Origin of the sequence: Shewanella submarina (assembly GCF_042646185.1) — a bacterium.
Classification (GTDB): Bacteria; Pseudomonadota; Gammaproteobacteria; order Enterobacterales; family Shewanellaceae; genus Shewanella; species Shewanella corallii.
Window position 1 is genome coordinate 240,198 of sequence record NZ_JBHRTD010000001.1, and the last position, 14,972, is coordinate 255,169.

The 14,972-nt window shown below is 47.0% G+C and carries 13 protein-coding genes; 9 read left to right on the forward strand and 4 right to left on the reverse strand.

All coding sequences use genetic code 11. The annotated features are described in order from the left end of the window. Window positions 1-100 precede the first annotated feature (100 nt). The gene (locus ACFOE0_RS01110; RefSeq protein WP_248936573.1) at window positions 101-853 is read left to right on the forward strand and encodes a hypothetical protein; all 753 of its coding nucleotides are present in this window, start codon (window positions 101-103) and stop codon (window positions 851-853) included. 77 nt (window positions 854-930) lie between these two features. Next, on the forward strand, window positions 931-1,641 hold the full coding sequence (locus ACFOE0_RS01115; RefSeq protein WP_248936574.1) for a DUF4019 domain-containing protein: 711 nt from the start codon (window positions 931-933) through the stop codon (window positions 1,639-1,641). A 36-nt stretch (window positions 1,642-1,677) separates the two neighbouring features. On the opposite strand, the gene ACFOE0_RS01120 is transcribed toward ACFOE0_RS01115, so the two are convergent. Further along, complete coding sequence (locus tag ACFOE0_RS01120) at window positions 1,678-2,568, reverse strand: LysR substrate-binding domain-containing protein (RefSeq protein WP_248936575.1); 891 nt, start codon at window positions 2,566-2,568, stop codon at window positions 1,678-1,680. A gap of 109 nt (window positions 2,569-2,677) precedes the next feature. Between ACFOE0_RS01120 and ACFOE0_RS01125 the strand changes: the two genes are divergently transcribed. Continuing rightward, complete coding sequence (locus ACFOE0_RS01125) at window positions 2,678-2,983, forward strand: hypothetical protein (protein ID WP_248936576.1); 306 nt, start codon at window positions 2,678-2,680, stop codon at window positions 2,981-2,983. A gap of 99 nt (window positions 2,984-3,082) precedes the next feature. Beyond that, on the forward strand, window positions 3,083-3,460 hold the full coding sequence (locus ACFOE0_RS01130; RefSeq protein ID WP_248936577.1) for a hypothetical protein: 378 nt from the start codon (window positions 3,083-3,085) through the stop codon (window positions 3,458-3,460). A 16-nt stretch (window positions 3,461-3,476) separates the two neighbouring features. Here the strand turns inward: ACFOE0_RS01130 and ACFOE0_RS01135 are convergent, their stop codons facing one another. After that, on the reverse strand, window positions 3,477-5,336 hold the full coding sequence (locus ACFOE0_RS01135) for a sensor domain-containing diguanylate cyclase (RefSeq protein ID WP_248936578.1): 1,860 nt from the start codon (window positions 5,334-5,336) through the stop codon (window positions 3,477-3,479). A gap of 400 nt (window positions 5,337-5,736) precedes the next feature. Here ACFOE0_RS01135 and ACFOE0_RS01140 point away from each other — a divergent pair, with 400 nt between their 5' ends. Continuing rightward, on the forward strand, window positions 5,737-7,548 hold the full coding sequence (locus ACFOE0_RS01140; RefSeq protein WP_248936579.1) for a hypothetical protein: 1,812 nt from the start codon (window positions 5,737-5,739) through the stop codon (window positions 7,546-7,548). A 202-nt stretch (window positions 7,549-7,750) separates the two neighbouring features. Next, on the forward strand, window positions 7,751-8,662 hold the full coding sequence (locus tag ACFOE0_RS01145; RefSeq protein ID WP_248936580.1) for a hypothetical protein: 912 nt from the start codon (window positions 7,751-7,753) through the stop codon (window positions 8,660-8,662). 59 nt (window positions 8,663-8,721) lie between these two features. On the opposite strand, the gene prfH is transcribed toward ACFOE0_RS01145, so the two are convergent. Together prfH and ACFOE0_RS01155 are read right to left on the reverse strand one after the other, a co-directional pair. Beyond that, on the reverse strand, window positions 8,722-9,348 hold the full coding sequence (gene prfH, locus ACFOE0_RS01150) for a peptide chain release factor H (protein WP_248936581.1): 627 nt from the start codon (window positions 9,346-9,348) through the stop codon (window positions 8,722-8,724). Further along, window positions 9,345-10,505: an RNA ligase RtcB family protein gene (locus ACFOE0_RS01155; protein WP_248936582.1), complete on the reverse strand. Its 1,161-nt coding sequence runs from the start codon at window positions 10,503-10,505 to the stop codon at window positions 9,345-9,347. The genes prfH and ACFOE0_RS01155 overlap by 4 nt, the downstream gene beginning before the upstream one ends. 338 nt (window positions 10,506-10,843) lie before the next feature. On the opposite strand from ACFOE0_RS01155, the gene ACFOE0_RS01160 reads away from it, so the two are divergent. The 3 genes from ACFOE0_RS01160 to ACFOE0_RS01170 all read left to right on the forward strand — a co-directional run bounded on the left by ACFOE0_RS01160 (window position 10,844) and on the right by ACFOE0_RS01170 (window position 14,969). Continuing rightward, the gene (locus tag ACFOE0_RS01160; RefSeq protein ID WP_248936583.1) at window positions 10,844-12,133 is read left to right on the forward strand and encodes a PD-(D/E)XK nuclease family protein; all 1,290 of its coding nucleotides are present in this window, start codon (window positions 10,844-10,846) and stop codon (window positions 12,131-12,133) included. 245 nt (window positions 12,134-12,378) lie between these two features. Further along, a complete protein-coding gene (locus ACFOE0_RS01165; RefSeq protein ID WP_248936584.1) occupies window positions 12,379-13,950 on the forward strand; it encodes a DUF2235 domain-containing protein in 1,572 nt (523 codons plus the stop codon). 359 nt (window positions 13,951-14,309) lie between these two features. Continuing rightward, a complete protein-coding gene (locus tag ACFOE0_RS01170) occupies window positions 14,310-14,969 on the forward strand; it encodes a DUF2799 domain-containing protein (RefSeq protein WP_248936585.1) in 660 nt (219 codons plus the stop codon). The last annotated feature ends 3 nt before the right edge of the window (window positions 14,970-14,972 follow it).

The window sequence follows — 14,972 nt, forward strand, 5'->3', positions numbered from 1 at the left end:
GCTTCAAGCTGGAGTTCCAATCACAACGACAAACGCTTATCACTGCCAGAACCGGTTTGGCATGGAACCGACTGATGCAGTGAACCAGATGGAGAAGGGAATGAACAAGATCACCGCCAGCAGTCTGTTTGCTTTGTCCTGGGTGACTGTACTCGCAGGTTGTGGAAACAGCAATGAGCCTGAGTATTCGAAGAGGATTACAGAGTGCCTGGAAGCCGCTCACGAAGCGACGAGTTCGAGTGGCACGGTATTGTTCTTTAAGAACCCAGTCAGAACTTGTCTGGATAACCGTCTGGCGCAGCAAACATTGCCGGCAATCTCTTTTGTTGACGGTGACAACCGTCAGATTTCCCTGAGTAGCATTGAAAAGCCGTTGGTTATTCAGGTGCTTTCAAATGAACACAGTGCCTCAACATTTGAAAGGGAATATTTAAATGAGATGGTGCCGCAATACAGCGACAAAATAGACTTTATATTTGTCGTTAATCGGGCCCAGGAAATCCCCAGGATGTGTTCCTCCAAACTCTATCGGGCCAAGTCAGTAGAAGAGTGCACGCCGTTTGAATATAGCAAACAGGCTAAGCTTGTTTACTTTGACAAAGAGCGAGTTGAGGCTCTGGAGCCAGGACTCGGATATATCATCAGTGGATTGCGGGCAACTGAGTTTCCAACCACTTATTACGTCAACAAAGACAAGACGATATTTAAGCTGGAAACCATTGAAGATATTCTGGTGAGCTCAAACGTGATTTATAAGGCATCACCGGGAAAGTCTGACGAGGCGGTGGCCCGTTTGAGCTTCGAGCAAAGGGTTCCTGAGACACTGGCAATGTTGGTTGAATACAACCAGTAACCACAGAGCATAGCCATTCATCGTTGTCTGAATGATGTTGGGCAATGAGTTATGGTTAAACAAGGAAGGAGCAGCAATTGAAATATATAGTTGGGACTTGGTTCGCGGTCATTTTCGCGCTGTCCGGATGTAGTTTTGATGTCACTGAGATTCAGGCAATAGATATTGAGACGTATTCGGATACCTCTAAGAATGTAAAGTTGGCCGAAGATTTGGTTTATTACGATCCCCGATATATAGCTCATAAGGTACCGAGCTTTAATGAGGCGACATCTCAGGGGATTAAGTTGGGATACTTTGTACGGTCTTCAGATGGTAAGCCCAGTTACCGAGTAACTTACAGTATGAAAGTGTCCGCTGTTGAATCAAATATTGATTCTTTAAAGTCAGACTTTGAAACATTTATTCCAAAGCTGGCTGATTTTCACGCGTCAAAAGAAGAACTATTCACTAACTTGTCTCCCAAAGGCCAAGCCTGGGCAAGCTCATTGTTTGGTGGCTCAGCAGAAGATATCTTGTCTACCGGCGCTAATTTACTAAGAGAGACTGTTACGGCAGAGCAACTCACTGCTGTGATTAAGGGCCTGTCGTCAGATTATGGTTCTCCGATTTCTACCGACTTTGTTCGTGCACAATACTATGAAGAGTTTGATGATTTCCCAGAATCGGTATCTCTCTATTATGTACAAGCATACAAGAACAATAGAAAAGCTCTTGTAAGGGTCAGTTTCACTCAAGAAAACGGAAATTGGGCTGTGATGGGATTTAGAGTTGAACCGTATATATAGCAAGGTTTATCGGTGGAGGGAGTGAGAAGTTGAGGCTTAACTCACATTGGTGCTCATTTGCTCCATCAGCCAACGACGGAAGTGCTCCACCTTGGGCCAGCGGAAATGGCTTTCGGGCGCGACGAGGAAGTATCTGAACTGGCAAGTGATCTCAAAGTCGGTGATCTGTTCAAGTTGTCCCAGTTCAATCAGAGGGGCGATAAGCTGGCGGCGCAGCATGGCGATCCCTTGTCCTGCCTGGGTGGCCTGCACAACCAGAGCAGCGTTATCGATAGACAGAAACTCGGGGATATCTTGCTGAGCGATCTCATGATGGTCGAACAGGGCCTGCCAGGCGCGTTCTGCGTCGGGGCAAACATCCATAATCAACTTCTGCCTGATTAGCTGCTCTCTCAGCGGCTTGCTGGTATCTATGGTGCCGGGTTTACAGGCCAGCAGTATGCTGTCTCCTGACAGGCATTCGCTGTTCAAGTTGGGGTAATCGCCGTAGCCAAAACGGATCCCCAAATCTGTATCTCCTATATCGAACTGCACCAGACTATCGCTGGGTTCCAGCCGGATCTTTATATCCGGGTGGTGCTTCTGAAAGTCACTCAATCTGGGCATCAACCAACAGTGAGCGAAGGAGCTGAGTACCGACAGGTTAAGGACGTTGGGCCTGGGGTCCTGCTGGAAACTGGCAACACCTTGCTCCAGGCTGCCAATTCCGCTCACTACATAGGGGAGTAGTTGTTTTCCTTCCGGGGTAAGTTCTATCTGGCGCACTTTACGCAGGAATAGCTGACAGCCCAGGTGTTGCTCCAGTGATTTAATTTGCTGACTGACGGCTGCCTGGGTGACATAAAGCTGTTGGGCCGCCGTTTTCAGGCTGCCGCTTTGGGCGACGTGCTTAAAGTAGAGCAGGCTTTTGAGCGGAGGAAGCTTCATAACATACTTAAGATTTTCTTACCTGTGGTTAAATTTAAAGCGTTTGTCAGGGTTAAGCAAACGGCGCAACACTCATTGCTGTTGATTACAGAGAAAGGAGTGATACGCCATGAGACTGTTTGCTTTTATGTTGTTTGTTTTGTCATTCCCACTATTGGCTGATAACTCACTGCCCATCGAACGGTTGGATACCGATGAAGGCTATCCGTATAAAAACTTAATTATGCGGGCGCAGCGGGTTGAGCTGATATACAGCGAACTGGGCAACAGGGTTGAATGCCGGGTGACCGTAATGCTGCCCGATGGCAGCTTCGAGGGCGAAAAACGGGAGGTCAGTGCCAAATCGTTCCACCGTAAGCCAATGCAAAGCTGTATGGACAGAGACAAGGCAAAACAGCTGCTGACCCGGTTGTGAGTAACGCTCAATGCCATTGATTGGATAGAAGTTTGGGTAATAGCAGTGAGCACCTGGGTAGGGTAGTTTGGTTGTCATCATTTTCGCAAGGGAACTGTTATGAGATTTCAACTAGGTGCTCTGCTATATGGGACGCTTGGATGGTATTGCTCGGCTATTGCAGCAACTGGTTTTGATGAAGTCGAAGCGTTAGCTTTTGATAAGCAACTTGCCCAACATGTTGAGCAGAAGTCAGAGTTATTATTTAAAGGGCAGAGTCCAGCTTTCAGTCCAGTGAAGACACTTTCAATTGTCCAACCAGACAGGAGCCTGCTTAAAGGATATTGGTTCAAATGCGGTTCAGGGACACCAATCTACCCCATTCCTGATGACTCAATAACCTATGTATTTCAGGGTGAATTGAGAAAGCCGTCGGCCTTTTCACCCAATGCCAAATTTGCTGATTCAGACTACTGGCAGGTTATCTATCCTGAATAAGCCTGGCTGAGCCCAACTAATTCAAAATCTCTCCGCGGCAGATTTGTGCCAGTACGCAGCGCAGGTGTTCGGCTTTACTGTTGCGGCTGGTGCCTGGATTGCCTTGTGCCATTTGGGTCAGGGTGTCAGGTATTAACCGGGCAGGCATCGCCTTGGCGAAGTACCAGCCCTGGATAAGGTCTATTCCCATATCACTCAGCCAATCCAGATCGTCCTGAGACTCCACCCCTTCAACCAGAAGCGGAAGATTCATTGAGTCAGCGGTACCCTTGATTAAGCGCAGCAGCGCAGCCACATGTTCGTTCAGCGATACGCCGTGAACAAACTGACGATCGACCTTCAGCAGATGGCAGTCGATATTGGCAATGGTGCCAATATTGGAAGTGCCTGTGCCAAAGTCATCAATGGCGATGTTGAAACCAAAATGCCTCAATGAACTGATGTGTTTGGATAGTATTTTGTCATCAAGGGGCAAACCATCTTCAGTGATCTCCAACTCTATTTCGTCTGCAGTTATTCCAGTGCTATGAAGGATCTCAGCCATTTCACTTTCAAGGTGTTCCGTCAGCAGTGTAGTGCGGGAGATATTGGTCGAGATTCTTGGAACCTTAAGGCCCTGACTTTTCCAGGTGGCGATATCTTCACACACTTTTCTAAACATCAGGATATCCAGTACAGGTGTCATTCCCATGTCTTCAACCAGCTTTAGCACCTGCCAAACTGCGGTGTTCTGGAAGTGGGAGTTATGCCAGCGAAGCAGTGCCTCAAAACCGACGATTTCCCCGCTGCTCATATCTATCTGAGGTTGGTAATAAGGGGTGAGATAGTTGTCGCTTTCATCTTGATGCAGGGAGGCTCTGATATCCATGGCCATCTGCTGATTGGGTGTCAGACCATCCTGAAAATGCACATTTGCCACGCCACTGCGCTTCTTCTTGGTTGAGGCAAGCTCGGCCATATCCGTTAGTGCGGCAGCATTTGCTTCATTGGAGTAGGCAGAAGCGACCCCAATGTTAACCGTGGTAGAGATGGTGATGCCTGATAGCGTAACAGGTACAGAGAGTATCGATAGCAGGTTGGAGACATCCGCACGACTGTCTTTACCAAAGCTGGCGAAAAAGAAATTACCCCGACCGAAGTGAGCCAGTAACCAGCGTGAGTTATTCCAGTCAATAATCCGTTTGGAGATGATCTCCAGCAGTTCGTCCCGGAAGTCTGCCCCATAAATATTGGTCACATGCCTTAGCCTTTGCACATGAATGGAGCCGACTGACACTTTCTCTGATTTTTGGTTCATCAGGCCCTGCAATCGGCGGATGAAACTGGTGCGGTTGGGCAGGTGAGTCACTTCGCAGTTATAGATGTCACCGAGGAACTGGGCTACATAGGCGCTCATACTCTTGAGTATGGTCTCCATGTCTTCAGTCAGCTCAACAGGCTTGGTATCCATGATCCACAGGGTGCCAATGGCAAAACCCTGTTTGCCGTAAAAAGGTGCTGCGGCATAAAACCGAATGTTGGGGGCATCCTGTACCAGAGGATTGGTTTTAAAGTGCGGGTCGACAAGGGTATTGGGCACGGCAAACAGATCTTGATTGCAGTCAATGGCTTTGGCACAAAAAGCCCCTTCTCTGGGCAGGCAGGAGGCTTCGATACCGTGGTGCGCTTTAATCCATATATGGTTACTGTCGACCAGGCTGACACCGGAGAAGGGGACTTTGCAAAGACTTGCCAGCAATGTTGAAAGGGCGGTCAAACTCGAATCGTTTTGTTGGACGACAGCCATATAGTGTTCAACTTCTTTGACTCTGAGTTGTTCGCACTGGGTTCTGTCCAGCTCCACATTGTCTGATTGGCATGTCGCGTCGTTGATCACTGGCCGCTCCTCAAGAACTCTACGCAGTTTTATTTTCAGTATAGACGCTGGATACCGGGCGATTGGGATATGTGACATCTCAGGTAAATCACACGCCTGGCGACCTTAATTTGCTGCTGTGGAGTTATGTTCGCGTTCGTGTCGTATCTTTATTGTGATTATTTTAAGTCCCTGTTTTATAGATGCCTTATCTGTTTGCTGTCCCCATTTTTTCCCAGGATCCCCCAGTTTTGCCCTTATCAGATGTATGGGATTTGCCCATGGCTTTTGCATGCTGGCAATTGCTTTGACGAGCAATTTGAGCAGCAACAGCCCCAGGCCTTATCGGCAAGATGATTTGCAGTATCAGGTCGATGTCAGGTTGAGGTTGTTGGCTGTACGACAGCATGGAGGAGATGTTATGAAACTCAGAAGTCTCAATAGAAACTGGAAGGCCGCGTCAGCGCTGACAATGGCTGCGATGGCAATAACCTGCCTGTTCCCCGAAAAGGCCCACGCAACAGATTGTCCGGGGTCAGCTCTGGCGAGTCCCAAGAACAGCAATTTGTACCTGTATTACCCAACAGTGGTGGATAACCTTTTCCCCAATTTTCAACCTGGTTATGGAGTGACACCGGCACAACCGTTTGATGTGTCAGATTTAGACGGAACCATAGGCACCACGGCACAATTGAGGGACGAGGTTACTCAGGTTGTGGTGAACGATTACTGTGAGTTCAGTGTTGATGTGCGCCCCGTGACAACACTGCCAGCCATGCCTGAGCCCAGATGGCAGGTGGTGGCCATTGGCTCAGATACTTCCAGTTGGAATGCTGGCCTGTTTGGTATTGCCACAGCCGTGGATACCAATGATAACGACCCGCAGGATCATGGCCGGGTATTCAGTCAGGCATTTGCGGCATCTTGCGCTTCGGCGCTGTCGGGGACCAACTCAACACTGGGACGTTGGGCTTACGCCATTGGCGGCACGACCAGCCATGAAGCCGGGCACAATTATGGGCTGGCCCACGGCAACTCTTCGGCCTTGCCGGGGGAAACACCCACCAACTCGCATATATTGGCAACCGGCTCTACCGGCCTGACATGCGGTGGCCGGGTTGTGGACCGTCATTTCAGTGACACCAGCTACAGTATTCTTGGTCATAACGTCGGGCTTAACTCGATGACGTTGCACAATTGGGACTTTGTGAATCCCAACGGCGCTCCGTCCCACGCGATGAAGATCAAAATCCTCAGCAGTTCCTCTTCACTGAATATGAACTGGGTGTACCTCTGGACTATGGCGCCATGGGATACGCCAACCATATCCGGCCCGCTGGGAACACAAACCTATCAGGGCACCAGCTACAACGTATTTGAGCTGCACTATTCCACACCCAAGTCCTGGAGTGGTGGGGCTGATGGCGTAGTACCGCCCGGCAGCATTTTCCATCTGGGCGCGACCTTTGATGAGAATGTGATTGTGGTCGATACCCAGCTGTTTGACTCCAGCAACAACCTAATGACCCTGGCACCCAGGATCCCCAGCTATGACGTGGGTGATATCAATGTCAGCAATGGTAACTTTGAGATTGCATTGAGTAACCTGGAGCCGGAGCGGCCGATGATTATCAGAGACCTGCGGGTGCAGTTACTGCCTCGTACCGCTGCGGTTGAGTCCATGATGCGTAATCAGGAGCCATTCTTCTTTGCCGGGGATGAAAGGGTTGGTATTGAGCCGGTCAGAAATGTACCGATTTTGTGGGAGCGTGAGCAGCAAAAGGAGTTTGAACTCACCGAGGAGCCCATGGTTATTCCTGTGGCGAATCTGGCCAATGGCCGTAACGTCGACATTATTTATGAGAATGACCCGGATTGTGACAAAGAGTCCCGTGCCCGTATGGAGTATGAAGCTGATGCCAATATAGGAATGCCGGAAGTGCATTACTGTAAAGAGGGGAGTGCACTGGGATTGTTCCCTGCGACCCGGGTTTATATCACGGCAACCGTTATCGAGCCGGATGTTGAGCACTGGGACCCTGAGCGTCGCGAGTACGTCAGTGGTCCTCTGGAGACCCGTATCTTCTTCCAAACCGAAGGCGTTATCCCGGATCTGAACCGCAACGGCACAGATGACCTGCTGGATATTCGTTATGGTGAATCCAGAGACAGAAATAAAAACGGCATAGTGGATGAAGTCGAGCGCAGAAGGGAGCAAAGAAACGCTCGCTAAACCTGAAAAAACGCCCGGTACACCGGGCGTTTTTTATTGGAGCTTAGGTTTTACCACCTATTGAGTCTATGAGAGCTGAACATTTTGAATGACAAGTTAGAAGTATGACTAATAGTGCCAGCTCGGCTGTTGGGTTAATTTGAAGGCAGATGAGGGGAGGTGTCCCTGATATTGGGATGATACGCCAACAAGGAAGATATGAATGCTTAAGGAATTTAGTCTCAAAGGAATTGTTGTCGGATGGGCTGCGACATTAGGGGTCTATCTATCGATGGGGGTTCTGTATCCATCTTTTGCGCTGATTGTTATCAAAGCTGACGTTGAATCTATTGATACCTGGGTGCAGATGTATTTCCTGTTGGGGGTCTTTCTGAACGGTATAGGTGGGGTGTACTTTGGTTCTCTGGCTGTCGCTAAAGCAAGGTGGATTAACTCACTTTTTATTGTCCTAGCGGGGGTTTTTCTCGCGAATAGGATGATTCAACCTGGTACAGATCTCGGAGACTTATCTACAATCTGGTACGAATTAACCTGCTATTGTCTGTGCTTCGCTGCTCTGGTCATGGGGCACCAACTGGCTGTCAGACGTGTTGATAAGAGGCTTGAGAGCAGTGATTGTGCTTCCCATTTATCTCCATGTGATATCGCCGATAAAGAGAAGCGCCCCGGTACTGATGCAGATAGCGTAAGTAAAGTCAGCGTAGAGGGGATTCTGGCGGGTATTGTGCTATCTCAGGTAGTGGCATTCGTGGTGACTATTTGCTTAGGGATCGCCCTGTTTGTTACTTACAGAACTTCTGTAATTAAGGAGTTTATGACAAATCCATCCGTCATAGGGCTAACTATGTTTGCTGGTTTGATCTCAACTTTTGCTGGTGGCTATGTATCTATGATGCCCAGGTCGACGACCTACCTAACTCCTTTTATTTATGGGTTATTGGGTGCAATTAGCGGCTGTGTGATTTTTTATTTGGTTCAATCCAAATACGCGGTCGGATATGAATGGATAGTGGTGCTGTCTGTTGTGATGACCATTCCTGCTTCGATGCTGGGCGCTCAGCTTCATAGAAGGTTTGATAAAACTGCTGTGAAAGCCAGTACATCATCAAGTTGAGCTATTAAATTCAGGGGCGTGCATGGGGGCAGCCCCTGAAGTCAGCTGATTATTTAAGGTCACTTGATGGGTAAGAACTTCTCGCCTTTGAATGTCCTTACCGGATTACCTCTCTGTACTTCCCAATGTTGCTGCCATCGCTGCTTCTCCTCTTGGGTCATTTGTTGCTGCTTCAGTGATTCAAGCTTTTGAAACAACAGAGCTATGGCCCGACGTTTATTGGCATGTTGGCTACGCTCGCTCTCAACCCTGACTGAAATCCCCGATGCAAGGTGAGTTGCCCGGATAGCCGAGTCAGTGGTGTTAACGTGTTGACCACCAGCTCCGGATGCCCTGCATGCTTGAAAGCGAACGCCAGCGTCCATTCTGGCTTCGTTAATCTCAAACATCTGCCCGCTGAAGAACCAGTTCTTACGCTTGTGCCCCGGCCTGTACTGACTTTGACATATCCACTGCATGGCTCCCTGCCATTCCTTTGCTATAGCTTTGGCTGCGGATTCATCTTTTGAGTCCAGCTGTAGCAACACAGATTTAAAGCAGCCTTGAGTACCAGTGTCACAGGCTTCAACTATGTCGACAGCAACTCCTGTCGTCTTACACTGTTTCTCTATGGCGTGGCAGGCCAGGGCGACAGCACGACAGCACTCCATTGGCCCCGTACCTGCAGATAATTGCAGTAAAATCATGAGCCGCAGTCTCCATGTGTTTTGAATGTCAGTATCGGCTTGAGGCGGGCGACAACGCGGATCAGGCCAGCATCAAGCATGTCGCCTATGATGGTTTCGCACTTTTTATAAGCCTGTGGGGCTTCATCATAGAGCAGGGTTTTGTTGCCACAAATCACCCGGCTGCCCAGTGCTGTTGAGTACAGCTCTTCCCGGCTGAACTTGTGAGCCAGACGTCCGTGACAATCTCCCCGTTTCCATTTTCTTCCTGCGCCATGGGCCAGGGAGCAGAGACTGCGCTCTTCTCCATGATTGGCCACCGGCTTGACCAGATAGCTATAGTCTCCCCTTGAGCCGGGTATGACCACATATCCTTTGTCGGCAGGTGTCGCGCCCTTGCGGTGAAGCCAGCCTTCAACACCATTCAGTGTTTTAGGGGAAACCAGGTTATGGTTCACATCCAGTACACTGTGGCCTTTTGCTTTGACCGCTTCAAGAAAGCGCAATGCAATAAACTCCCGGTTGAGTTCGGCCCAGCGTACGGCTTCGTCATGCTGCTTCAGGTACTCCTTAAACTCCCTGTCATCGGGCTCAAGCCCGTTATGACCGCGCTGACGTATATGTTCCACAAGAATGGATTGTCCCAGTCCCCTGGAGCCTGAATGAACCAGTAGTTGCAGGTGTTTGGGGTTGAGTTCCAACTCGGCCAGAGCTTGCTCGTCATAGATGGTGTCTATAGCCTGAAACTCAGCAAAGTGGTTACCGCCACCTATGGTGCCAAGTGCCATATCATAGGTATCGATTGAGATATCTTTGGCTTGTTTACGTTCGGCAATAGTTTCCGACCAGCATTCATCCAAAGGCTGCTCCACATTGCCAAGTTGCTTTGCCAGCTTATCCAGCTTCACTCGATTGCTGGCCAAAGTTGTTTGCCACAGAGCCATACCACAGCCGATATCATTGCCGACCAGTGCTGGATAGATCTTGTTTATGGCAAAGAATGCTGCGCCTATGGGGTAACCCCGACCGGGATGCAAATCTGGCATCCCAGCGACTTTATACATACCCGGAAGCTGAGCGGTTGTTTCAAGTTGTTGTATCGCCAGCCCTTCAATCCAGGTGCCTTTGGACGCAATAAGGCTGACAGAGTCAGTAATTTTTTGGACGGATCTGCCCATATACCAATTCCTTTAAACAGGATAAAAACGATAAACGTATTGGCTGGTCATTTGACCGGGCACAGCTTTCAAGAAAGCTGAAATGATGGGGTAGCTTTCTGCTGCTTAACGGGCAAGACCTGCAAAGGATGATGATGTGTATTTCATAATGTTCTCTCCTTTACAGTTGATGGGTGATTAATAAGGCGTGCAAATAGTAATCAGTTTTCGTTGGCATGGCAACAGGGGACTGAAGTTAAACTTGTGGTTTGATTTGTAGGGTATTGAATAACATATGATTATTGGTTAATTTATGCACCCCTTATGGAGTTGTTCTTAATTTTGCAGGATGCATATCTATGACAAACATCACTCAAGACAGTGTGACAGCACTGATGTCAATACTTTCAGATCCCGACTTTATTAAATTATCTTCCAGAGCAAAACAAACCTCATTATTCGAATTCCTAAGGCTAAATGAACTGAATACCTGTGCGATACTAGCTTGGTTACTTGACCCTAAAGAAGGCCACGATCAAGGCGAGTATTTCCTCCGTGCTTTAGTGAACTCGTTAGCGGGGGCTGATATAAAAGTTGAGCATGCGATGGATATCGCAAAGTTCGCTGCAACTTCCCTATCTGGGTTTTGCTGTCTTACGGAGGTTCCTATTTCTGTTGGGGAATCATCGAAACGTATAGACCTTTTGCTTATCGACATGGAATCACAAAAGGCTATTTGTATCGAGAGAAAGGATGGTACTAAAGCAAGTCGGAGTCAGCTTAAAAGTTACTTTGATTGGTGCAAAAGCAATTATCCAGATTGGGACTGGTTATTTATTTTATCCGACAGTTATGACTTTGAACATGGTCAGGAGAGCCATGATTCTTTTATTCAGATTAATGACGACTGGCTTGAAAATGCTCTGGACAATTTAATCGGTCGAAAAGCTGTTCCTGCTCAAGTTGAAAAAATTTTTAGAGAGTTAAAGAGTTTTGTATTTGGGAATTGGAATGAAAGGAGTGATAGTTACTACAAGGATTTTAGCAATATCATCAAGAGAATGACTAAGAGACATAAATCTGTTCTTGAAGATATTTCTACGCTCTATTTTTCTTATGGTGATAGAGTGGTCGAAGCTAATAAGAATGGTTTCTATTCCTTTGGTTTTTCAGATGTTTGTGGAAACCATATTGAGGTACTATTTGCAAAGTTGTGGTTTAGTAATCTAGAACCACTGGAAATGCTCCATGAATATGATGAGTTCTCATTGATAGGTGAATACCTTCAAGATTCAATCAGCACTAAACTTGAATATGATGCTCGGGAAAAGTACTTTTGTCTTTTTAATGGGAAACACAATGCATTTGATTCACCCCATTGGCCTTATTATCTGGTTGTGAATCGTAATAAGGTTGAGTCGGAAGGTGAAGAGACTGTATCTGTAAGGATAAAGATTTATAACTCCAACGAAGAGTTTGCGAAGAGATGTGAGCAAATAGGCGGTATGTATGGGATAAAAACTCCCGATGGGTGGAACCAGCGTAGTAAATTACTCATTAACTCTATTCCTTTAAGGGATATTGAAAATAATCCCGACTTCCTTGATTGTGTGAAAGATTTCTTGAGGATTACTGATAGAGTTAGGTGACAACTTTACTCGGTGACTCATCCGCCCCTGCTGCTTGCTAGCATGCAGGGGAGATCCATATTATCAGTTGTCAGGTCTACATGATAACTGAGTCAGAATCTCAAAGTTCAATTAAAAATTTACTGTTATTGTCTTTAGGGTTACTAATGTTAACTTGGATGCTTACGAATGGTACCTGTCGTATTTACTTTCCTTGGTGCCTATGACTCATCACACTCTTTAGTGTTAGTTAAATGGAGAACATCATGCGAAATTTGATTGTATGTTGTGATGGTACTTGGAATAACCCACAGCAGGAGGAGAATGGAATTCCTGCGCCAACTAACGTTGTAAAGCTCTACAACGCAATATCATCAGAACATAATGGTATAGAGCAGTTAAAGTACTACCATCCAGGCTTAGGTGGTGAAGGAACTGGTATAAAAGACAAGATATTAGATGGAGTATTAGGAGTTAATCTAAAACGACATGCATGCAGTGCATATCACTGGTTGGCAGCTAATTTTCAATCAGGCGATAGAATTTTCTTGTTTGGATTCAGCCGTGGAGCTTTCACCGTTCGTTGTGTTGCAGGCATGCTTAATAGTGGTTTGGTGAATTTGGACAATGTTGGTTATAAGGATGGTTGGAAAAACGTTGATACATTCTATGAGGAAGTATATCGCAAAGGAAATAAGCATTGGATTCAAGATAGTGCTATTCCAATGCATGCTCAAGGTTCTCCTTGTGAGGTGGCGTTCCTCGGAGTATGGGATACAGTTGGTGCGCTGGGTGTACCGGATAACTTGAAGTATGTAAATTGGCTATGGGACTCCTCTAAGAAATGGCGTTTTCATGATTATGGCTTGGGTGACAATGTGTTAGTTGCTCGCCACGCGATGGCTCTCGACGAAATACGCAGTAGTTTCACCGTAAGTCGTTGGAATAACCTGAATAGACATGAAGGTAATGTAAGGGAGAGGTGGTTTCCTGGAGTGCATGCTGATGTTGGAGGGGGATATGCTGAGTGTGAGCTATCTAACAGGGCATTGGCTTGGATGATGGACGAAGCCAGTGACATTGACATAGGTAACCTGGGCTTTAGGCATGGTTGGAGAAACCACATCCCATCGGATCCAAATGGAGTAATGCACAATTCATATAAAGGGGTGTTTTCAAAGCTTCGCTCTCGTCCTCGGAATATTCCATTTATTCACCCAAGTACAGTATTGCCTGAGTGGGAGGAGATTGATGAGAGTGTATTCGAACGCCAGAAGTTTTCTCCGATGAGTTATTATCCATACCATGCTGAACGCAAACTGGGATTAGGTAACCATGCGGATGCTGAGGTTTTCGCAAGTTCTCGTTGGAATAATACCGGGATCTATTTAGAAGTGGGTACTTATTGGTTTGAGGCTGAAGGAGAGTGGCAGGATAGTAAGGATTCTTGCTCTTGGTATGGTACAGAAGGTGGTGAGAGAACCTTTGGTGACTTCATTCGCACAGTTATGACGATAGTCGGCAAGGGGGAGAAAGCTATCAAGAGAATTACCAAGAGTAACGTTGCGGATATCCGCTTTACCCGTCGTCATGAGCAGATACCTTGGTTCAGGATGGTTGGTGTCATTACCAATGATATTGAGAAAAAGGAAGATGTTGTGGTAGGTCACGATGGAAGCCCATGCCCTCATCAGTATTTTGATGCTACTAAATATCCAAAGCACAAGCCTCTGACAGTGACGAAAGCTGGTTATCTTTACGCTTATCCTAATGATGCATGGCGTACCTATTACAACAATCGAGGAAGTGTCACTCTAAAAGTTACCCGTGTGAGTTGATACTTTCTAAATGCTTGTGCCTTTTTGACCCAGACTCTTGGTTAAAAAGGCTAAAGTCTCTTTATCGTCATCGTTTGGGTAGCCAAAGTGCAACCATTGATGTCATTTCCTCTTCCTGCTTGAGAGCTTTTTCAAAACGGTAAAATGTCCGTTAATCACTTACTGTTAGGTTAAAAGAGTTATCAACACAAAATCAGCCTGTTAGAAGCCAAAATGGAAGAATGGGTAATGGTCGCCAATCTGCGCTTTCTATAGGGTTAGCAACTGACTCCTGTCGGGCCATTCAGCCAACTCAGTAGTTGGCGTGAGTGAAGACGTGGGATAAACGTTGTTAATCAATAATAAGATCAAGGAAAAGCATGAGATTTATTACCCTGATAGCTGTGCTGTCGCTGTTGGCAGCCTGTTCCTCCCTATCTGTAGAGGACTGTGCAAACACGGATTGGCAGGCTCGTGGATACGATGAAGCCAAGAGAGGATTTTCCCTTACCCAGTACGACGAGTACGCCAAAGAGTGTAAAGAGATAGGTGGCGTTATTCCCCTCAAGAGTGACTACACCACGGGGCATTACAAAGGAACTCAAGAGTTTTGTACTGCGACTTCGGGTTATGCTTTTGGCAAAAGTGGCGGTTACTACAGGGCGGTTTGCAGCGAGTGGAACCTGGACGATTCTGATTTTATGAAGGGGTATAAGCCTGGGTCTGAGTATTTCGCTGCAAAAAAGAAAATCGATAAGGCGATAAAAGCCTTGGAAGACCACAGAACCTCAATTGAGGATGCTTCTTTCCAGATAAGGAACAGGACAGAAAGGCTAAACAGCCCGGATTTGACCGAGCAGCAGCGACGCAGCATCCAGATTGAAATTCAGGACCAGAAAAGCCGCTACAATGATTTGAAGCGTTCAGAGCCCAGATATGTCGCCAAAATCGACACTGCCAAGGCTGAGCTTGAGTATCTTATCCAGAAACATAAGCAGTTGAATTACTGTGACTATGAAGGCTGCTTCAGCGGCTCCTGATAG